Origin of the sequence: Streptomyces sp. NPDC088766 (assembly GCF_044750845.1) — a bacterium.
GTDB lineage: Bacteria > Actinomycetota > Actinomycetes > Streptomycetales > Streptomycetaceae > Streptomyces.
Map to the genome: position 1 here is coordinate 48,901 of NZ_JBIVKQ010000019.1, position 20,277 is coordinate 69,177.

The following is a 20,277-nucleotide window of genomic DNA, read 5'->3' on the forward strand; positions in this document are numbered from 1 at the left end:
GGCTGAAAGCATGACGCGAGCCGAGCAGCCAACGGCCCACCCGCCGGCCCCGGACGACGCCCTGGTGGCGGACTCCCGAGAGCGCGCCGTACGCGCACTGTTGCGTGAGCCGCAGCTCAGGCGGTTGTGGAGCGCACAGTTGGTGAGCGGTGTCGGCGACGCCCTCGCCCTCCTCGTGCTCGTCCTCCTCGCCCTTCAAGCGGCCATCACCGAGGGCGCGTTCGGCGGCGGCTACCGGGGCGTGGCGTTCGCGGTCGCGATCGTCTTCGCGGTCCGGGTGCTCGCCACCGTGCTGTTCGGCGCCGTCCTCCTCGGTCCGCTGACCTCGCTCACCTCGCCGGACGGACCGCTGGACCGCCGCTGGACCATGGTCGGCGCGGACGGTGTGCGGGCCGCCCTGCTGATCGTCGCGCCCCTGTGGATCGACTGGACGCCCGACGACGCTCTGGCGCTGCTGCTGGTCACCGTCTTCGTGACCGGTGTCGCCGAGCGGTTCTGGACGGTCGCCCGCGAGGGCGCCGCCCCCGCGCTGCTGCCCGCCCCGCCCCTGGAGGGCGCGACGGTAAGGCCGCTGCCCGACCACCTGGACGCCCTGCGCCGGCTGTCCCTGCGGACCACCTTCCTCGCGATCCCGCTGGCGGCCGTCACCCTGGTCGCCGCCGCACTGTTCAACAACCTCCTGGGCGCCGGCATCGACTGGTTCGGCCAGCACCAGGCGGCCCTCGCCTCGTACGTCGCGGGCGGGCTGTTCGCCGGCTCCCTGTCCGTCGTGGTCTTCCTGGAACTGCCCGGCACCCGCACCCCGCGCGCACGGTCGCCGCTCGAGGGGCTGCGCCGCCCGCGCACCGCCACCGGTGCCGAAGCGGGCCGCACCGGCGCCATTCCGGTGCTGGTCCTGGCCTGCGCCGCCGTGGCCGGGGCGATCGCCGCCGCCGTCGCCGTGGCGGTGCTGCACGCCACGGACCTGGGCGGCGGCCCGGTGCTGTACGGCCTGCTCGTGCTCGCGCTGACCGGCGGCGTCGCCGTCGGCGTCCGTACGGCACCCAAGGTGCTGGTGACGCTGTCGCGGCGCCGGCTGCTCGCGCTGGCGATCGCCTTCACCGGCGTGGCCCTGCTCGCCGCCGGGCTGGTCCCGGACGTCACCACCGTGCTGCTGATCACGACCCTGGCAGGTGTCGGCGCGGGCGTCGCCGCCAACACCGGGCACGCGCTGCTCGACCAGGAGACCGAGGACCAGCGCCGCACGCGCGTCACGGAGCACCTGCACGCGGTCGTACGGGTGCTGGTGGCGCTCGGCGCCCTGATCGCCCCGCTGGTGGCGGCACTGATCGGGCCGCACCGGCTGGAGAACGGCAAGTTCGTCTTCGCCCACGGCGGAGCCGCCTTCACGCTCATGCTGGTCGGCGCGCTGCTGCTGCCGGTGGCCGCGCTGGTGCTCGCCAAGGTCGACGACCGCTCCGGCGTCCCCCTGCGCAACGACCTGCGGGACGCGCTGCTCGGCGGCGACGACCCGGTGCAGGCAGCCGCGACGAACGGTTTCTTCATCGCCCTGGAGGGCGGCGACGGCGCCGGCAAGTCCACCCAGGCCGAGGCCCTCGCCGAGTGGATCAGGGCCAAGGGCCACGAGGTCGTCCTCACCCGCGAGCCGGGCGCCACGCCCGTGGGCAAGCGGCTGCGGTCGATCCTGCTCGACGTCTCCAGCGCCGGTCTGTCGCACCGGGCGGAGGCCCTGCTGTACGCGGCGGACCGCGCGGAGCACGTCGACACCGTCGTCCGGCCCGCCCTGGAGCGCGGCGCGGTCGTCATCACCGACCGGTACATCGACTCCTCCGTGGCCTACCAGGGCGCCGGCCGTGACCTGTCCCCGACGGAGATCGCGAGGATCTCGCGCTGGGCGACGAACGGCCTCGTACCGCATCTGACGATCCTGCTGGACGTCTCCCCGGAGACCGCCCGCGAGCGCTTCACGGAGGCGCCGGACCGCCTGGAGTCGGAGCCGGCCGAGTTCCACGCGCGCGTGCGTTCCGGCTTCCTCACGCTGGCCGCCGCCGACCCGGGCCGCTACCTGGTCGTCGACGCCGGCCAGGAGCCCGAGGCCGTGACCACCGTCGTACGCCACCGGCTCGACCGGATGCTGCCGCTCTCCGAGGCCGAGATCAAGGCCCGGGAGGAGGCGCGGAGGAAGGCCGAGGAGGAGGCCCGCCGCAAGGCCGAGGAGGAGGCCGCCCGCAAGGCCGAGGAGGAGCGCCTGGAGCGGGAGCGCCAGGAGCAGCTCGCCAAACTGCGAGCCGAGGAGGAGGAGCGCAAGCGGCGCGAGCTGGAGGAGGCGCAGCGGCGCGAGGCCGAGCGGCAGGCCGAGGAGGCCCGGCAGCGCGCCGAGGACGCACGCCGGCGCGCCGAGGAGGAGCGGGTGCGGCTCCTCGCGGAGGAGAAGGCCCGCGCCGAGGAGGAGGCCCGCCGCAAGGCGGAGGAGGAGCGGCGCCGCAAGCAGGCCGAGGAAGAGGCCCGGCTGCGCGCCGAGGCCGAGGCGCAGCGCCTGGAGAAGCAGCGCAAGGCAGAGGAGGCGCTGCTGCGGGCCGAGGAGGCGCGGCGCGCGGCGGAGCAGGCCGCCGCCGCGGCCCAGGCCCGGCTCCGGCCCGCCCCGCCCGCGGCGGCCACGGTCGCCCCGGACGCGGCGACCGAGCCCACTCCGGTGGTCACCCCGACGAACGCGTCGGGCGGGCCGGTCGAGGACACCGCCGTGCTGCCCCCGGTGCGGATGGACAAGGACCCGGTCGAGAGCGCGGCCGGCACGGCGCCGCCGACTGCCGGGAAGTCCGGGGCGCGGGCGTCGGACGCCGAGGTGACGACCGAGCTGCCGCAGCCGCCGGCGCCTGCAGGGGCCACGGACGAGACGGCCGTACTGCCGCCGGTGCGCGGCGGGAGCCGCGAGGACGAGACGGCCGTACTGCCCGCGGTCTCCGCGGAGCAGCCCGACGACCGGGTGCCGCCGGGGTACTTCCGTGACGAGCGCGCGGCGCGGCCGGACGGTACCGAGGACCGTACGCGGGAGCTGCCACAGGTCGACGAGACGGGCGCCCCCCGTCAGCGGCCGCGCTCCGACTGGGCCGAGGAGACGCCGCTGGACGACCTGCCGTCGCTGGCGGACGAGCTGCTGGGCCCGCACCGGGACGACGACTCCGACGAGGGCCGCGGGCGGGGCCGGCGGCGCTGACGTCCGTGCCGTGGGCGGGGGCGGCGGTGCTGTCGCCCCGCCTCGGGCGGTCGGCGCCGCTGCCGCCCGTGAGCGCCGGACCGGTTTGTCAGTGGCTGCCCGCACAATGGAACCGGCAAGGCGCAGGGTGATCCGCGGCGCGGACCGGCCGGCGCCGCGGGACGTGAACGTGACGGAAGGGCGGCGTGGGCCATGACCGTGTGGGACGACCTCGTCGGGCAGGAGAGGGTGAGCGAGCAGCTCGCCGCCGCCGCCCGGGACGCCGACGCGCTCGTCACCGCGTCCTCGGCCGGCACCGCGCCGCCCGAGGCGTCGAGCATGACGCACGCCTGGCTGTTCACGGGGCCGCCCGGCGCCGGCCGGATCCGGACGGCCCGGGCGTTCGCCGCCGCGCTCCAGTGCGTGAGCCCGGACCGGGCGCTCGGCGGTGTCCCCGGCTGCGGCTTCTGCGACGGCTGCCACACGGCCCTCGTCGGCACGCACGCCGACGTCTCGACGGTCGCCGCCGTGGGCGCGGAGATCCTCGTCAAGGACATGCGGGACACGGTCCGCAAGTCGTACACCGCCCCGGCGACCGGACGCTGGCAGATCATCCTCGTCGAGGACGCCGAGCGGCTGAACGAGAAGTCGGCCAACGCCGTGCTCAAGGCCGTCGAGGAACCGGCCCCGCGCACCGTCTGGCTCCTGTGCGCGCCGTCCATCGAGGACGTCCTGCCGACGATCCGCTCCCGCTGCCGGCACCTGAATCTGCGCACCCCCTCCGTGGACGCGGTCGCCGACATGCTCGTACGGCGCGAGGGCGTCGAACCGGCCGTCGCCGCGGCCGCCGCCCGCGCCACCCAGGGACACGTCGACCGGGCCCGCCGCCTCGCCACCGACCCGGCGGCCCGCGAGCGCCGCGCCGCCGTGCTGAAGCTGCCGCTGCGCGTCCAGGACGTCGGCGGCTGTCTGAAGGCGGCGCAGGAACTCGTCGACGCCGCCGCCGAGGACGCCAAGCAGCTCGCCGAGGAGCGGGACGGCAAGGAGACCGACGAGCTGAAGGCGGCGATGGGCGCCGTGCAGGGCGGCCGGATGCCGCGCGGCACGGCGGGCGTGATGAAGGACCTGGAGGAGATGCAGAAGCGGCGGCGTACCAGGACGCAGCGCGACAGCCTCGACGTCGCGCTCGCCGACCTCACCGCCTTCTACCGCGACGTCCTCGCCCTCCAGCTCGGCTCCCGCATCGCCCTCGCCAACGTGGACGCCGAGGACGCCCTCGAGCGGCTGGTCCGCGCCGGTACCCCCGAGTCCACCCTGCGCCGTATCGAGGCGATCGCCGCCTGCGGAGAGGCTCTCGACCGGAATGTGCCTCCGTTGCTGGCGGTCGAGGCCATGACGATGGCGCTGAGAGCGGGCTGAGGGCGGCGCGGAACGACCGGCGCCGGGTGAGGGGCGACCGGTGGGTGTCCGAGGGCCGGTCCGGGGACCGGTGGGTGCGGGCGGATTGACGGGGTCACTCGTCCGTGGCAGTTGGCGTACGCACGGCGTTCGATCCGTTGCACACGGTTACGCTCGCTGGATGCACACCAGGCGCTCCCCCCACCGGTTCCGTACCGGCGTCACGCTCCTCTCCTTCGCCGCCCTGCTCGTGTCGGCCTGCTCCTCCGGCAGCTCGACGAGTTCCGCCAGCCCGGCGGCCGCCCGTGCGGCCCTGGCCGCGCTTCCGCAGGCCACGCCGTCCGCGCTGGCGTCGTACTACGGGCAGAAGCTGAGCTGGCGGGACTGCGGCGTGCCCGGCTTCCAGTGCGCCACGATGAAGGTGCCGCTCGACTACGCCCGGCCCGGCGGGGGCGACGTCCGGCTCGCCGTCGCCCGCAAGAAGGCGACCGGCCCGGGCAAGCGGATCGGCTCGCTGCTGGTGAACCCGGGCGGGCCGGGCGGCTCGGCCGTCGGCTACCTCCAGCAGTACGCCGGCATCGGCTACCCGGCCCAGGTCCGCGCCCGCTACGACATGGTCGCCGTCGACCCCCGTGGCGTGGCCCGCAGCGAGCCCGTGAAGTGCCTCGACGGGCGCGAGATGGACGCGTACACACAGACCGACGTCACCCCGGACGACCAGCGGGAGACCGGTGAACTCGTCGGCTCCTACGAGAGGTTCGCGGAGGGCTGCGGTGCCCGGTCGGCCAGGCTGCTGCGGCACGTCTCCACCGTCGAGGCGGCCCGCGACATGGACGTCCTGCGCGCGGCCCTCGGGGACCGGAGACTGACGTACGTGGGCGCGTCGTACGGGACGTTCCTCGGGGCGACCTACGCGGGGCTGTTCCCGGAGCGGGTGGGGCGGCTCGTGCTGGACGGCGCGATGGACCCGTCGCTGTCCGCCCGGCGGATGAACCTGGACCAGACGGCGGGGTTCGAGACGGCTTTCCGGTCGTTCGCGAAGGACTGCGTGCGGCAGCCGGACTGCCCGCTCGGCACCAAGGCCGGGGAGGTCGGCAAGAACCTCAAGGCGTTCTTCGACCGGCTCGACGCCCGCCCGCTGCCCACCGGCGACGCGGACGGGCGCAGGCTCACCGAGTCCCTCGCCACCACCGGCGTGATCGCCGCGATGTACGACGAGAGCGCCTGGGAGCAGCTGCGCGAGGCGCTGACCTCGGCGATGCGCGAGAACGACGGCGCCGGTCTGCTCCTCCTCTCCGACAGCTACTACGAGCGGGACGCCGAGGGCGGCTACGCCAACCTGATGTTCGCCAACTCGGCCGTGAACTGCCTGGACCTGCCGGCCGCGTTCAACGGCCCCGACGAGGTGCGCAAGGCGCTGCCCGCCTTCGAGAAGGCGTCCCCCGTCTTCGGTGAGGGCCTCGCCTGGGCTTCCCTGAACTGCGCCTACTGGCCGGTCGCGCCCACCGGAGAACCGCACCGCATCGAGGCGAAGGGCGCGGCCCCCATCGTCGTCGTCGGCACCACCCGCGACCCGGCGACCCCCTACCGCTGGGCCCGGTCCCTGGCCCGCCAGCTCGCCTCGGCCCGTCTGCTCACCTACCGCGGCGACGGCCACACCGCCTACGGCCGCGGCAGCACCTGCATCGACTCCGCGATCAACGACTACCTCGTCCGCGGCACCCCGCCGGCGGACGGAAAGCGCTGCTCGTAGCCCTGTGGCCACCCCGGGGCGGCCGCCTCCCGGGGTGGTTCTGAGCACTCCCGGAAACTGTGTAGACTTACCGACGTTGCTGATCGCACCATAGGTGCGCACAGCGCGCCGCCTTAGCTCAGATGGCCAGAGCAACGCACTCGTAATGCGTAGGTCTCGGGTTCGAATCCCGAAGGCGGCTCGGAATTACCCCAGGAATCACTCGCCGTGACCTGGGGTTTTTCTTTTCCTTTGCCATGCGAGCAGTGGCGGCTCAGTACGAGAACCGTTGTTGAGGGTCGCCGGTGGACAATCGGTGGATACGCGTGCAGTGGGTGTGCTGGTCGCGAGGGCATCGGATACCGACACGGAGGCCGGCAGGCTCTTGGCGTTGCAGGCCGACCTTTACGGCCTCGGGCAGTCGTGCCGGCGGACGCATCGGGCGGGCGACGGAGACGCTTCCGTTCAGCCCTGAGACCGGGGTTGCGAGCACCGTCCTGAAATTCCTCCTCACCTCGGCTCAGCCTCACGCCATCAATGAGTCTCGCCTCGGTGGAGACCTGCGGATGGAGCTGGAGGTCACCGGCACGCTTCCCCATGCCTCCGGCCACCCCGGGAGCACGACAGAAGTGCTGCACTTTGGCGTCGCCAAGAGCCGCTGGACCGATCACGTCAACGCTCTCGGCCCCTCCGTCGCCTTCGAGATGCAGGTCCCATTCCCCCTTGAGGACGACCCCCGCGCCGAGCCGGCCCAGCGTCTGCGTGCCGCGCGGCGTCGGCTCCTGGAGAACCACATCGACGGCGTGATTCCGGAAACCCGCCGGCCTGGAGTGCATCCGGCTTCACAGCGGATGGACCTGGCCTCTTCACGAAGATCCCCGTCAGCGTGGCAAGGACGAGCGGTGGGCGGCGATCCGTGTAGCCGTGGAGGACCAGGCCAGTGGATCGGTCCATGAGGACGAGGTCACGAAGACGTTCACGTGCAACTGGGACGAGGCCAAGGCGCTGATCGCCATCGCTGCCGCGGTGCTGACGGTGGTGGACCAGCCCGTCCGAGCCGCTGGACGCGGGGCGACAGCAGGGTTTGTACCTGCTGACGCGACTGGGCAGGATCGAGGCCCTGCTGGGCCGGCGGCTCGATGAACCGGACTACCCGAAGCATCGCCGAGCTCGTGGGCACTCCTGTCACCCAACGCTGCATCAGCCCCGATCGACCACCGGCCTGCTGCTCGGCTTCGGTCGTTGTGCCGAGCGCGTGCTCGTCAGGCCGCACATACCCTGAGGAACGCGCAGGCGGGCGCGGGCCAGTAGCAAGGGCAGGGGCGGACCACCATGAGCGGGGCCAGGTTCTCAACTCGTGTCATCCATGGGTGTCGAACCAGATGGTCGGCACAGTCTGGCTGTCCCTGTCCCTGTCCCTGACGCCGACGCCGAGGATCGCACCTCGCTGACTGAGGTGTGTTGCGCCATGTCTCCGAGCCTGCGCGCCGAACGGACAGCGCGCCGCCCGGAGTACTGAGCCCTCGGCGTCAGTATCAAGGTGCGCTGGCGTCAGCGTCCTGAGGTGCGGTCGCCTCCTCCATCGGGGAACCGGTCGGCTTTGTCCTCTCGATCAGAAAAAGGCCCTGCAACGTGAGGGGAGGGTGGGGGAGGCGCCTTGCGGGTGATCAGGTCGGGAGCCGAACTGTGAACACGGTTTCCGTGCCTGGGCTGCTCACCACGGATACCTCTCCGCCGTGCGCTTGCACGAGGTGTCTGACGATGGACAGTCCGAGACCGCTGCCCCCGGTGTTCCTGCTGCGTGACTGTTCGGCTCGCCAGAAGCGGTCGAATATGCGGGGCAGATCGTCCGGTTGGATGCCGCTGCCGGTGTCGGCGACGTGGAGTTCGACGCCGCCTTCCACCCGATGGGCGCTGACTGTGATGGAGCCGTTCGGCGGTGTGTGGCGTATCGCGTTCGACAGGAGGTTGCCCAGTACCTGGCGTAGGCGGACGGGGTCGCCTTCGATGGTGAGATCGTCCGTGAAGTAGCCGGCCAGTGCGACTCGGCCTGCCTGCGCGGCTGTCTGGTGGGCGTCGAGTGACTGTTCGGCCAGCTCCCGCAGGTTCAGCTTGCGGGGGTTGAGGCGCAGGGAACCGGCGTCGGCCGCAGCGAGCACTTGGAGGTCGTCGATGATGTGCTGCAACAGGCCTGCTTCCTCCTGGAGCGAGGCGACGAGCGACGAGTCCGGATCTGCCAGACCGTCCTGGGCTGCGTCCAGCCAGCCGCGTATGTTGCTGAGTGGGGTCCGCAGCTCGTGCGCGATGTCGCTGACCATGACCCTGCGCTGTTCGTCGGTGCGTTCGCGCCGTTCCGAGAGCTCGTTGAGGGCCGCTCCCAGATAGCCGATCTCGTCCTTGGTGGTGATGGGGATCCGGATGTGCCGTCCCGAGGGGTCGCGGGCCGCGTTGGTCAACTTCCGCAACGGACGTATGAGCCGAATCGCGATGATCGCGGTGATGGCGATGGTCACGGTGAGGACCAGGCTGGTGGTCCCCAGCACGCGCAGGGTTCCGGCCCTGGACAGATCGAAAACGGGAGTGGCTGTCTGGGAGGGGCTGGTGACGAACAGCAGTGCTGCCGGGGCGACATGGGGTGCCAGCTGTTCGCGCCGGCCCTCCTCCACGCAATCGTCGAGGCGGGAGGAGCCCTGCTCGAAGCCGGCCTGGCGCAACCGGAACCGCGTATCGATGGTCAGGGGTTCTTCGATGCGTATGCGGTTGCGGTCCGCGCAGGTTCGGACGAGCGCGGTGAGTTCGGTGAGAGCCTTCGCCTCGGTCGGGGTGGGGGCGGACAGGTCCTTGGTCGCGCAGGTCTGCGGGGTGACCGCTCCGGAGGGGACAGCCCGGATGGCGGGCCTGCCGCTGGGTTCCTCGACGATGTGCGTGCGCAGCCCGTGTGTGTCGTAGAGACAGGAGACCTCCTGACGGGCGAGTTGCCTCAGCTTCTTCCGTTCCGGGGTGGGAAGCAGGTAGGGGCCGACCGCCCGTGGGTCGATTCGGGAGACGTCCTCCGGCGGGCCGGCACCCTGGTCCGGGAGCGGACTGAGGTGCAGAGGATCGATGACAGCGCTCGCGTTGAGAGGTAGCCGGTCGGCGGCTGACCGGTCCGAGGCGGTGATGACCTCGCGTGCCCGCGTGGTGATGACGATGCCGCGCCCGGTTCTGCGGGCGAGATCCCGGACGGTGCGTTCGGCTCCGTCCCAGTTCGGGTGCGAGGCCGCGAAGCCTTCGAGCGTGTTCTGGATGGTGGTGTCGTCCGCCAGGATCTGGCCCCGTTCCTGTTTGAGGGCGAGCGTGGTGCTACGTGCCGTGAGCCAGGCTGTGGCGGCGATGGAGACCAGGGAGATCGCGAAGGAGGCGATCAGGAGGCGGAGCAGCAGGCTGTTGCGCAGCGGCACTTCAGGTGCCATGGTCGCCGCTGGCCAGTTTGTATCCGATGCCGTGGACCGTGAGTAGGTGCTGGGGTCTGCGGGGTGAGGTCTCGATCTTCTTTCGCAGGTTCAGTATGTGTACGTCCACGGTGCGCTCGGAGACGGGTCTGCCGTGATCCGTCAGCCAGTCCAGCAGTTGGGATCGGGTGAAGACCCGATCGGGTGAGGCAGCCATTGCGCTCAGTATGCGGAATTCGCCAGGGGTGCAGTTCACCGGGCGATCGTGGACGAATACCTGGTGCTGAGCCGCATTCACGGTTAGTCCGCCGACCGTGAGAACTGCTGGGCTCTCGGGCGCCGCAGGAGATACGGCGGCTACGGAGGCCGGACCGGCCGAGGGGCGGCTGCGGCGCAGCAGGGTGCGGATGCGTGCGACCAGTTCGCGCGGCCTGAAGGGTTTTGTCATGTAGTCATCCGCTCCGAGGTCCAGGCCTCGAAGGAGGTCGTCCTCGGTGGAGCGGGCGGTGAGCATGAGGATGGGCAACTCGCTGGCACCCCGCAGTCGCCGGCATATCTCCAGCCCGTCCAGGCTGGGGAGCATCCAGTCGAGGACGAGCAGGTCCGGTGGGCGGCGGGTGGCTTCCCCGAGCGCTGTCCTGCCGTCGTGCACGACGGATACCTCATGGCCGTCGTGCGCAAGGTAGCGGCGGATCAACTCCGCCTGCTTCCGGTCGTCTTCCGCCACCAGTACGTATGTGGACATGGCCAGATCATAAGCCTGTGGTGCACGGGTGGAAATGGAGGCAGTGGATCGGTTTCCCTGACAACTTCTTGACAATTGCGTGCTAGAGGCCGGCTCGCACGCAAGCGTTGATATTTTCCTGACAATCTCATGCCAGTCTGTGCCGCATGAGAACAGATCTGAGCGGTACCGGCTTCCGTCCGTTGCGCCTTTCACGTGAGAAGTTCCAGCTCGTTTTCGGCGCCGTGGTGGCGGTGATGCTGCTTGCGGGCTGCTCCGGCGCCGGTGGAAACGAGGGGCCAGGTGTTGATTCCGTCGAGGGGTCCACCGGAACGGCAGGCAAAGCGGAATCACAGACGGGGGATGGATCGGACGCGAAGTCGGATGACTCCGAGTCCGGTCGTCCTCAGCGCCGGATGGACACGTCGGCTGCCGAGGAGGTGCGGATGAGTCAGGGGTATTTCCAGTGCCTGAAAAGTCATGGTGTGAAAATCGGCGAGATCGGCTCAAAAGTGGAGGGAGTGGACCCCGACCTTCTGGGATGGGCCGGCGTGGACGTGTCGGTAGAACATCCGGACGCGGAGAAGAAGTGTCTGGGGAAGAAGCCTCTCCCGCCCGCGGAGACGGACCCGGAGAGAAATCCCAACTACATGTCTGATTACGCTGAATATATCCAGTGCATGAATGAGAAGGGGCTCAAAGTGGACCCCCTTCCTAATGGTGAGGGTTGGAACTACAAAGCGGGCACGACGCCACCCAGAAACGCTGATCAGATTGACCAGGAATGCATGATCGAGGCGTTCAGTGAATAGTGACCGCGATCATGCCGAGACGATGCCGCTGCGCGTGGCCGTTCAAGAAGAAGGCGGCGAGGTCCTTGACAATGAGGCGGACCTCTCTGAGCCGGCGGCGCGCGGCCGGAAGAAGGCGGTAGTTCTCAGTGTCGTCGCCGTGCTCCTGGTGACAGGAGTGGGAGCCGGGTTGCTGTGGGCGGGCGGTGGCGGAGACACCCCTGAACCCGAGGCCGGTCCGAAGATACGGCAGGTCGCCGTGGTCAAGACCGATATGTCCGGGGTCAGGGAGATGGAGGGCACGCTCGGCTACGACTCCGTACGCGCCATCCGGGGCGCCGGCGAAGGAGTGGTGACCTGGCTTCCGAAACAGGGTGCGACGGTCACACGAGGTAAGCAGCTGTATCGGGTCGACGAGCGTCCCACCGTGGTCTTCTACGGCAGTACCCCCCTGTACCGCAGGCTCGACACTCCCGGCAGTGTCGGCCGTGACATACGGGTCGTGGCCGACAACCTGAAGGCCGCCGGCTACGACATCGGGCAACAGCCGGCTGTGGGCACGGTCGTTCAGCAGCGGGCACCAGTGGATCAGCAGACGTCGGCGGACGCCGGTACTTCGACAGCGACCGGAGCGGATCGGGAGACCGCCGAGCCGGGCTCCGGCCCGCCCCCGTCGGCTCAGGGCGACGATGCCGGCCAGGAGACCGGAGCCGGCCAGCCGGCGGAAGACCGGACGGGGGCGGGCCAGTCGCCCACGCCCGTCCGGCAGGCCAAGGTCAAGGAGGGCGACGGTGTGCTCACGGAGAGCCTGATGGCCGCGATCAAGCGCTGGCAGAAGTCCGTCGACATCGAGCCGACCGGTGTTCTGGAGAGCTCCGACGTGGTGGTGACACGGTCGGCGGTCCGCGTCTCGGAGGTTTCCGCGCAGACGGGGGATGCGGCGGCGAACGACTTGCTGTCGGTCACCGCCACCACCAAGTCCGTGCGCATTCCGGTGGAGACGCTCGACCTCGGGACCATCAAGGCAGGTCAGACGGTCACCGTGATGCTTCCGGACGGGACCGAAACCGGGGGTGAGGTCGCCACGATCGGTACGACCATCAAGGCGGACCAGGAAGGAGAGAGCGGCGCGGGAGTATCCAAGATCAATGTCACCGTCTCGGTCGACGACGCGGAAGCCGTCAAAGGCATCGACGCCGCTCCCGTGCAGGTCAGGTTCGAGGGCGAGGCCAAGAAGGGGGTACTCGCCGTTCCGGTCGGGGCTCTGCTTGCTCTGCGCGAGGGAGGCTACGCGGTGCGTCTGGCCGAAGGCCGTGCCGCTGAGGGGCGTTCCGCCGGGGGCCGGCTCGTTCCGGTGGACACGGGCATGTTCGCCCGGGGACTGGTCGAGATCAGCGGCGAGGACATCGCCGAGGGCATGAAGGTGGAAGCCACGGCATGACCGAGGTCATCAGCGTCCTGGAGGCGAGCGTTGTCTACCCGCCCGAGGTACGGGCCCTCGACCGTGTCTCCCTGTCCGTCGCGCAGGGCGAGTTGCTCGCGATTCTCGGCCCTTCCGGCTCGGGCAAGTCCACCCTGCTCAACATCATGGGCACACTGGCCCCGCCGACCAGTGGGAGTGTGATCCTCGAGGGCTGTGACGTGGCGGAGCTGTCCGACCGTGAACTGTCCGCCCTGCGCGGGCGCCGCCTGGGCTTCGTCTTCCAGCATTTCCATCTGACGGACGGACTCACGGCGACGGAGAACGTGGCGACCGGTCTGCTGTACGCCGGCGTGCCGCGCAAGTACCGCAAGCGGATGGCCGTAGAAGCCCTGGCCCGTGTCGGTCTCGCACACCGCGCCGACCATCTCCCGCACCAGCTCTCCGGCGGCGAGCGCCAGCGGGTTGCCATAGCCCGCGCAGTCGTCCACGAGCCGGCCCTCGTCCTCGCCGACGAGCCGACCGGCGCGCTCGATACGGCGAACGGCGAGGCGGCGCTCGCCCTGCTGACCGAACTCAACGCGGCAGGCACCACGATCGCGCTCATCACCCACGACCGGGACATCGCGGACCAACTGCCGCGCAGGGTCCATATGCGCGACGGCCACAAGGTCGCGGACACCGCACTGACCGAGAGCCTCACATGACAGCCACCCCCTCCCGACACTCCCGTTCCAAGCGCTCCCGCTCCGAGCCGTTCCCCACCCAGCGGTCGACTGCCGTCTCCCCGCGCTCGCGCGGGTCCGCCACGAGCAGTGTCAAGCCCGTACGACTGGCCTTTCTGGATCTGTTGGGTCTGGGCATGCTCGGCCTGCGGACCCGCAAGATGCGCGCCATGCTGTCGGCGCTCGGCATCTCCATCGGTGTCGCCACGATGGTGGTGGTGACGGGGATCCCGGCCTCCAGTCACCGGGCGTTGATCGAAGAGATATCGGCATTGGGCCCCAACATGCTGCGGGTACAGCCCGTTGCCGGGCAGTCCAAGCCAATCCTGCTGCCCGAGGAGTCGGTCGCCATGGTGCGCCGTATCGGGCCGGTCACCGGGGTGAGCGCGGTGGCCAACACCAATACGGAGGTGCAGCGTTCCGATGTCACCTCGGGGGAGGACTTCTCCAGTGCGGGGCTGAGTGTTCTGGCGGCCCGGCGGGACCTCCTGGATGTCGTGGGGGGCAGGGTCCTGTCGGGAAGGTTCTTCAGCAGAGCCGATGAGGAGTTTCCCACCGCGGTCCTGGGTTACCAGGCGGCCAGCCGTCTCGGTATCGGGGAGATCCCCGCGGACGAGCCGGCTCCGGAGATACGGATCGGCAGATCGTGGTTCACCGTCGTCGGCATCCTCCACTCCGTACCCCTGGCCGAGGAACTCGACGTCGCCGTACTGACGGGATGGACCGCCGCCAAGAACACACTCCGGTTCAATGGAAACCCTACGGTGATCTACATCAAGGCAGGCGAGGAACACCTCGAAGACGTACGGAAGGTACTGCCCGCCACCGTGTTCCCGGAGCAGCCGGGACAGGTTCAGGTCAGCCGGCCGTCCGATGCCCTGGCCGCCAAGCGCGCAACGCAGAACTCCTTCTCCTCGCTCTTCCTCGGGCTGGCCGGTGTCGCCCTGCTGGTCGGTGGAATAGGCGTGGCCAACACCATGGTCATCTCGGTCCTGGAGCGCCGTAGGGAGATCGGGCTCCGTCGAGCGCTGGGTGCGACCCGGGGTCATGTACGGGTCCAGTTCTTCACCGAGTCGGTGGCGCTCTCGCTGCTCGGTGCCCTCGCCGGAACAGCGCTCGGCGTGCTCGCCGCTGTCGGCTACGCGACCTATCAGGGCTGGCCATCCGTCATCCCGCTGACCTCGGTCGTAGCCGGCTGCCTCGGTGCCGTGGCCGTCGGCATGGTGGCTGGGGTCTACCCCTCGGTCCGTGCGGCCCGGCTCCCCCCGACAGAGGCGCTGGCCTCGGCATGAACGACCTGCGGTCGTCCGAGTGACTGCGGGCGGGCCTGATGCGGGCCACCGGCCCCGGCGGGTCGTCCCGGTGGACCGTTTCCCGAACCACGGTCGAGCGGGGTCGGTGGGAACGGTTCCGCCGATGGCGCAGGCCGATCGTGTGCCGTGCGGAGCGAACCGCCCAGCGGTGTCTTATCGCGCCTCGCGATCACCGAGTGGGACGCTTGCGCGGCGGATTCACCGCCAGGCTGCACTCGGCCGTCGAGCAAGGTCAGGAGCCCACGCCGGTCAGCGCGGCTCCGCCGGGCGGGCGCCTCGCAGGAACTGTGTCACCGCTGTGCCCACGAGTCCTTCGAGCCGTGCGGGCTCGATCATGCCGCTGTTGATCATGGAGGCGATTCCCAGGACGGTCGCGTAGATGACGAGTCCGGTCTCTTCCGGGTCATCCCCCTCCAACTCGCCGCGCTCCTGGCCGTCTTCGATCAGGTCGCTGATCTGGCCGAACGCGGCTGCGGCGGCCTCGGTGACCGCCCCAGCTCCCGGGCGGTGCTTGCTGGAGTGCATCAGCCCGGTCAGCGCGGCGTTCTCGGTCGCGAACCGGACGTAGGCCGACGCGAACGCGTGCAGGCGGGCGGGGAGGTCGTCCTCGTCGCCGATCTCGTTCACCGCGGCCCGCAGCTGCTCGCCCAGGCGCTTGAAGCCCGACTCGGCGAGGGCGTCGAGCAGCGCGCGGCGGTCCGCGAAGTGGCGTCGGGGCGCCGCGTGACTCACGCCGACGTCCCGCGCCAGGTCCCGCAGGGAGAGCTGCTCGGCCCCGTGGGCCCTCAGGCTGCGCTCCGCCGCGTCGAGCAGGTCCGTGCGGAGATTCCCGTGGTGGTAGGGCCGCCGCCCGGTGGTGTCAGGCATGGGGGCAGCCTACCCAACTGAATGTTTTCATTGACAACAATGTTGCCAGTGCCTACTCTCGCGGTGTGTCCAGATCCTCTTTCGTCGGCCTGCCCGACCTGACCGGTCGCACCGCTGTCGTCACCGGCGCGAACAGCGGCATCGGGCTCGTCACGGCCCGTGCCCTCGCCGAGCGCGGAGCCCGGGTGGTCCTGGCCGTACGCGATCCGGAGAAGGGGGAAGCCGCGGCGGCGACCATGAAGGGGCCGGTCCAGGTCCGCGCCCTCGATCTCGCCGACCTCTCCTCCGTACGGGCCTTCGCCCGCGACCTCCCGGGCTCCGTCGATCTGCTGGTCAACAACGCCGGTCTCTCCCTGGGGCCGCTCTCCCGGACCGCGGACGGATTCGAGTTGCAGTTCGGGACCAACCACCTGGGCCACTTCGCCCTGACCAACCTGCTCCTCCCGCGCATCAGGGAGCGGGTCGTCACGGTGGCCTCCCTCGGGCACCGGATCGGCTCCCTGGACTTCACCGACCTCCAGTGGGAGCGCAGGCCCTACCGGCCCAACGCCGCCTATGCGCAGTCCAAGCTGGCCAACCTCCTGTTCGCCGCCGAACTCCAGCGCAGACTCACCCGCGCGGGATCACCCGTCATCTCGACGGCCGCGCACCCAGGCATCTCCTCGACAAACCTGATGCGAGCGGAGAAGAAGCCCTCCCTCGGTTTCCGCGTCGAGAAGTTCCTCGTCGGACTCGTCGCCCAAAGTGCCGAGGAGGGTGCTCTGCCCACTCTGTACGCCGCCACCGCGGACCTTCCGGGCGACAGCTATGTCGGCCCCGGCCGGCTCTGGGGCATGCGCGGTGCGCCGACGCCGGTCGGACGGTCCGCCCGAGCACGTGACGGCTCGGCGGCACGGCGGCTGTGGGAGGTGTCGGAGGACCTGACCGGCACGCGCTTCCCCCTGGATGCGCCCGCGACCCCCGCCTCGTGAAAGGACCCGCCCTCGTGATCCATCCCCCCGAAGACTCACGGAAAGACCAGCGGAAGAACCCTCGGGAGGCCGACGAACTCGTCGTCGTCTCCGGCGCCTCGTCGGGCATCGGAGCCGCGACGGCCCGTGCCCTCGCCGCGAAGGGCTACCACGTCCTCGCCGGGGTACGCACCGACAGCGAGGCGGACACCGTCCGGGCCGAAGGCATCGAACCGGTCACCCTGGACATCACCGTCCCGCACCATGTGGAGGCCCTCGCCCGGCGGATCGCCGACGACCCCGAGCGGCGCGCCCTGCGCGTCCTGGTCAACAACGCGGGCATCGAGATCAACGCCCCCGTCGAGGTGCTCCCCCTTGCTCTGTGGCGCGAGCAGTTCGAGGTGAATCTCTTCGGGCACATCGCCGTCATCCAGAAGCTCCTGCCCTTCCTGCGGCGGAGCCGGGGCAGAATCGTCAACATCAGCTCGGTGGGCGGGGTGGCCGCGCTGCCGGTCTTCGGGGCGTACGCGGGAACCAAGTTCGCCCTCGAAGCGGCCAGCGACTCCCTGCGTCGCGAGGTCTCGGCGCACGGCGTACAGGTGGTCGTCGTCCAGCCCGGCGGCGTCCGGACCGAGATGGCCGCCCGCAGTGGTGAGATCTCCCTCGATCTCGCCGCCGCGATGAGCACCGAGCACCAGCGTCTCTACAGCCACCTCATCGACGCGACGGTGGCGTCCAACACGGCCTTCCTCGAACGCGCCCTACCGGCGGCGAAGGCGGGGGCCAGGATCGCCAGGGTGGCGACCACGCCCCGTCCGCGCGCCCGGTACACCCTCGGCACGGACGCCGCCTTCATCATCCCCCTCAGCCGATTCCTGCCGGCCCGGCTGATGGACGCCATCCTCACCATGAGCCATCGGCCCCGGAGACCGAAAACCGCGTCCACGCCCGCACCCGAGTCCGCAGGAAGTCCCTCATGACCTTGCGCGCCGACCGCATCGAACTGATCGGACTGATCGGACTGATGGGCCGCTAAGCCGACATCGCCGGCATCGAGTACCTCGACAAGCTTCCCGCCCTTGGCTGCACAGACTCCGTGACCCTCGGCTTCTCCTCGGTCACCGGCCTGCCGCCCATGACCGTGCCGTTCGACGAGTACGTCCAAGTGCCGGGCCGAGCCTTCGCCCCCTTTCCCGCCACCCACCACACCATCACGGGTCACGTCGTCGAGACCGACGGCGACCGCGCGACCCTCCATGCGCACGTCCGCGCCGGACACAGGGTGCCGGAAGGGAGGGCGGGCGGCGGCCCGGACCGATGGATGGTCGCCGGTTTCTACGACAACGAGGCCATCCGGCCACCGCACGGCCGGCGCCTCAGCAGCGTCAGGCTCACCGCCACGCACCAGGAGAACGCCCACCTGTCAGGGCCTGCCCCAGTCATATGAGCACGCCGGCCGGCTCCTGGCACCACTTACACGGCTGACACAATGAGCGCAGTTGCCGGTAGGCGATCGGGCAGCACTCGCAGGGTGTGTCAGCTTGATCGCCCGTCTTGGCTGTTGAGGTTCAGCTGTTGGCCGGGGTGAGCCGGCCTTCGAAGGCGATCTGCAAGGCGTTGAGCGGTGCCTTCCAGCCCATGGTCTACCGCTTGCGGCCCTTGCCCGTCGGGCCCAGGCTCATCAGTCCCATGTAGACGCACTTCAGCGCCGCGGTCTCGCAGGGGAAGTGACCGCGAGCGCGAACTGCCTTGCGGATCCGTGCGTTGACGCTCTCGATCGCGTGCGTACTGCAGATGACCTTGCGGATCTCGACGTCGAAGGAGAGGAAGGGAGAGGAGGACCCGCTCGCCCGGCGGGGCCGACCCCCGTGAGGGGCGCGCCCGGTGGTGGTGCCACGCAGACGCGCCGTCGTCGGCGGGAAAGGGGCGGAATTCCGGGACGGGGCGCGCCGTGTGTGGTCAGCGGGTCACGGTGAACGCCGACGTGCGCGGGGCGAACGTCGTGTCCCCGTCCTTCGCGGTCGCCAGGGTCGCGACGTGCCAGGTGCCCGGCGCCAGTTCGGCCGCCTCCGCCTGCGTGACCTTCAGGGTGTAGGTGCAGCGGGAGGTGTCGGCCGAGGTGCTCCGGCAGGTCGCGCTCTCGACGGACCTCATCTCCGCCTCCGTCGGGTCCAGGTCGGAACTCGCGGGCCAGGCAAGGACCTTCAGGCCCCGGACGCCGGAGTCGTCGCTCACGTCCGCGGTGAAGGTGAGCGAGCCGGCCCGGGCGCCGGTCGGAGGGACGTAGCGGGTCGAGGCGTTCTCGACGGTCGGCTTCCCGGACGTCTGCGTGGAGGCCACGGCGAGACCGGCGGCGGTTCCGCCGAGGACGACGACACCGATGACCGACGACACGATGATGCGCTTGGACATGGAAATCCCCCTGGGATCGGTCGTGCAGGAGAGGTGGACACAGCTGGAGAGGTGCTCGAGCGGGTCGTCCGCAGAGCGCCTTCTCGATGTGATCGAGCCTATGAGCGGGACGACGCGCGGTCCTCGGGCAGCGGGATGATTGCCCGGTCGAACCGGAGATAGAGGCCCGCTCCGCGCCGCCGCCCTTTCTGCATCCCAGGGTGGAGGGCCGCATCCGCCTCCGGCTCGAGGACGCCGTGCGGCCGCGGCCATGGCCTTGGTGCGCCATGAAGCGAACCGACGACCGGCCGGCTCTGGTCCTGCTGACCCGCGTCCAGGCCGTGGTGTGGCCCGGGGCGGAGCTGGTGCGCGGGGACGTGCCGCCCGCGTCCGCACTCCTCGTGGCCGTGCTGGTCGCCGGACCGGTGACGGCCGCCCTCGCGCTCCGTCACGCGTGCCCCGTCGTCGCCCTCCTGCTCGTCTCCGCCGCCTGCGCGCTGGGCGCCGGGCCGTTGCCCGTCGGCGCGATGGCGGTCCTCGGGACCGCCGGCGTCGCGCTGGCCCTGTACACGGTGGCGACCGAGCGCGACACCTTCACCGCCGTCCTGTGCGTGGTCGCCCTCGCTTCCTGGCAGTTGCTCCAGAACATCAGCCTGCACGGACTCGGCGACCGCGACGGGCTCGACCTCGTCCTGACCGCCCTGCTGTACGCCACCGCCCGCGGCACCGGCCCGCTGGTGCGGCGCGTCCGCCGCGCACGGCGGACGGGGGAGCGGATGCTCCGGCGCGCCGAGACCGAGTGCCAACGGCTGCCCGCGGTCGAACGACGTTGCACGGAGAGGGAGTTGCACGAAGTCAGCGCTCATCACCTGACCGCCGTGGTGGTCGCCGGCCGATCCTTTCCCCGCCGGCCGGGCCACGTCCTCACCGACGTCGTCCCCCTCGTCCGCCCCGCGGTCCCCGCCGCCCCGCACGGGTGGGCGGTCGTGGTGAGCGTGACCGATGCCTGCGCGACGAGGAGCCACAGCCGCGACAGTCGGTTCAGCAGTGAGGCCGGGAAGGCGACGCGTTCGCGCAGGGTGACCACGCAGTCGAAGTCGACGAGCACGGCGGCCAGTTCGTCCTCGGTGCCGACATGCTCCGGGAACGGGACGATCTCCACCCGGTCGCCCGGCGGGGACCGGTCGGCGACGGTGGCCGCCGCGTTCTGGAAGTCGTCCAGCACGGCGCACCAGAAGGGCACGGCGGTTCCCTCCGGACGGGAACACGGACGGGGCGTCGCCGGTGATCATCCCCGTCGGCCGGGGAGGAGGGAAGGAGGACGCGGTGCGGACCCCGGCCG

At 70.7% G+C, this 20,277-nt stretch carries 16 protein-coding genes, 1 tRNA gene and 1 pseudogene; 11 read left to right on the top strand and 7 right to left on the bottom strand.

Annotated elements, in window-relative coordinates:
- Positions 1-10 precede the first annotated feature (10 nt).
- The 4 genes from tmk to ACIP5W_RS24510 all read left to right on the top strand — a co-directional run bounded on the left by tmk (position 11) and on the right by ACIP5W_RS24510 (position 6,525).
- Complete coding sequence (gene tmk / locus ACIP5W_RS24495; RefSeq protein ID WP_401477375.1) at positions 11-3,214, top strand: dTMP kinase; 3,204 nt, start codon at positions 11-13, stop codon at positions 3,212-3,214.
- Between the two features lie 192 nt (positions 3,215-3,406).
- Entirely contained in the window at positions 3,407-4,612 is a 1,206-nt protein-coding gene (locus ACIP5W_RS24500; protein WP_401477378.1) for a DNA polymerase III subunit delta', read from the top strand.
- Between the two features lie 160 nt (positions 4,613-4,772).
- The gene (locus ACIP5W_RS24505) at positions 4,773-6,344 is read left to right on the top strand and encodes an alpha/beta hydrolase (protein ID WP_401477381.1); all 1,572 of its coding nucleotides are present in this window, start codon (positions 4,773-4,775) and stop codon (positions 6,342-6,344) included.
- 107 nt (positions 6,345-6,451) lie between these two features.
- Positions 6,452-6,525 (top strand) — tRNA-Thr (locus ACIP5W_RS24510).
- 1,465 nt (positions 6,526-7,990) lie between these two features.
- On the opposite strand, the gene ACIP5W_RS24515 is transcribed toward ACIP5W_RS24510, so the two are convergent.
- Positions 7,991-9,775: a sensor histidine kinase gene (locus ACIP5W_RS24515; RefSeq protein ID WP_401477383.1), complete on the bottom strand. Its 1,785-nt coding sequence runs from the start codon at positions 9,773-9,775 to the stop codon at positions 7,991-7,993.
- On the bottom strand, positions 9,765-10,499 hold the full coding sequence (locus ACIP5W_RS24520; RefSeq protein ID WP_401477386.1) for a response regulator: 735 nt from the start codon (positions 10,497-10,499) through the stop codon (positions 9,765-9,767). The genes ACIP5W_RS24515 and ACIP5W_RS24520 overlap by 11 nt, the downstream gene beginning before the upstream one ends.
- Positions 10,500-10,645: 146 nt before the next feature.
- Here ACIP5W_RS24520 and ACIP5W_RS24525 point away from each other — a divergent pair, with 146 nt between their 5' ends.
- The 4 genes from ACIP5W_RS24525 to ACIP5W_RS24540 are packed head-to-tail and all read left to right on the top strand — an operon-like array spanning position 10,646 to position 14,706.
- Positions 10,646-11,290, top strand: a complete 645-nt coding sequence (locus ACIP5W_RS24525) for a hypothetical protein (protein ID WP_401477389.1) — start codon at positions 10,646-10,648, stop codon at positions 11,288-11,290.
- On the top strand, positions 11,283-12,710 hold the full coding sequence (locus ACIP5W_RS24530; protein ID WP_401477392.1) for a peptidoglycan-binding protein: 1,428 nt from the start codon (positions 11,283-11,285) through the stop codon (positions 12,708-12,710). The genes ACIP5W_RS24525 and ACIP5W_RS24530 overlap by 8 nt, the downstream gene beginning before the upstream one ends.
- A complete protein-coding gene (locus tag ACIP5W_RS24535; RefSeq protein ID WP_401477395.1) occupies positions 12,707-13,396 on the top strand; it encodes an ABC transporter ATP-binding protein in 690 nt (229 codons plus the stop codon). The genes ACIP5W_RS24530 and ACIP5W_RS24535 overlap by 4 nt, the downstream gene beginning before the upstream one ends.
- Positions 13,393-14,706, top strand: a complete 1,314-nt coding sequence (locus tag ACIP5W_RS24540; protein WP_401477398.1) for an ABC transporter permease — start codon at positions 13,393-13,395, stop codon at positions 14,704-14,706. Before ACIP5W_RS24535 ends, ACIP5W_RS24540 begins: the two co-directional genes overlap by 4 nt.
- A 270-nt stretch (positions 14,707-14,976) precedes the next feature.
- Here ACIP5W_RS24540 and ACIP5W_RS24545 read toward each other — a convergent pair whose 3' ends face one another.
- Positions 14,977-15,594, bottom strand: a complete 618-nt coding sequence (locus tag ACIP5W_RS24545; RefSeq protein WP_401477401.1) for a TetR/AcrR family transcriptional regulator — start codon at positions 15,592-15,594, stop codon at positions 14,977-14,979.
- Between the two features lie 65 nt (positions 15,595-15,659).
- On the opposite strand from ACIP5W_RS24545, the gene ACIP5W_RS24550 reads away from it, so the two are divergent.
- The 3 genes from ACIP5W_RS24550 (at position 15,660) to ACIP5W_RS24560 (ending at position 17,991) form a co-directional block, all read left to right on the top strand.
- Entirely contained in the window at positions 15,660-16,565 is a 906-nt protein-coding gene (locus ACIP5W_RS24550) for an oxidoreductase (protein WP_401477404.1), read from the top strand.
- 14 nt (positions 16,566-16,579) lie between these two features.
- Positions 16,580-17,524, top strand: a complete 945-nt coding sequence (locus tag ACIP5W_RS24555) for an SDR family NAD(P)-dependent oxidoreductase (RefSeq protein WP_401477407.1) — start codon at positions 16,580-16,582, stop codon at positions 17,522-17,524.
- A 116-nt stretch (positions 17,525-17,640) separates the two neighbouring features.
- The gene (locus ACIP5W_RS24560) at positions 17,641-17,991 is read left to right on the top strand and encodes a nuclear transport factor 2 family protein (protein WP_401477410.1); all 351 of its coding nucleotides are present in this window, start codon (positions 17,641-17,643) and stop codon (positions 17,989-17,991) included.
- A 199-nt stretch (positions 17,992-18,190) separates the two neighbouring features.
- Here the strand turns inward: ACIP5W_RS24560 and ACIP5W_RS24565 are convergent.
- The 4 genes and pseudogenes from ACIP5W_RS24565 to ACIP5W_RS24580 form a co-directional block, all read right to left on the bottom strand.
- Positions 18,191-18,376 (bottom strand): annotated as a pseudogene (locus ACIP5W_RS24565) (transposase); the annotation flags it as partial.
- A 127-nt stretch (positions 18,377-18,503) separates the two neighbouring features.
- Complete coding sequence (locus ACIP5W_RS24570) at positions 18,504-18,956, bottom strand: DUF5707 domain-containing protein (protein ID WP_401477413.1); 453 nt, start codon at positions 18,954-18,956, stop codon at positions 18,504-18,506.
- Positions 18,957-19,054: 98 nt separating this feature from the next.
- The gene (locus ACIP5W_RS24575) at positions 19,055-19,855 is read right to left on the bottom strand and encodes a hypothetical protein (protein ID WP_401477416.1); all 801 of its coding nucleotides are present in this window, start codon (positions 19,853-19,855) and stop codon (positions 19,055-19,057) included.
- Positions 19,801-20,178 carry a hypothetical protein gene (locus tag ACIP5W_RS24580; protein WP_401477419.1) on the bottom strand — a complete coding sequence of 126 codons (378 nt, stop codon included), beginning with the start codon at positions 20,176-20,178 and terminating at the stop codon, positions 19,801-19,803. The genes ACIP5W_RS24575 and ACIP5W_RS24580 overlap by 55 nt, the downstream gene beginning before the upstream one ends.
- Positions 20,179-20,277: the final 99 nt, after the last annotated feature.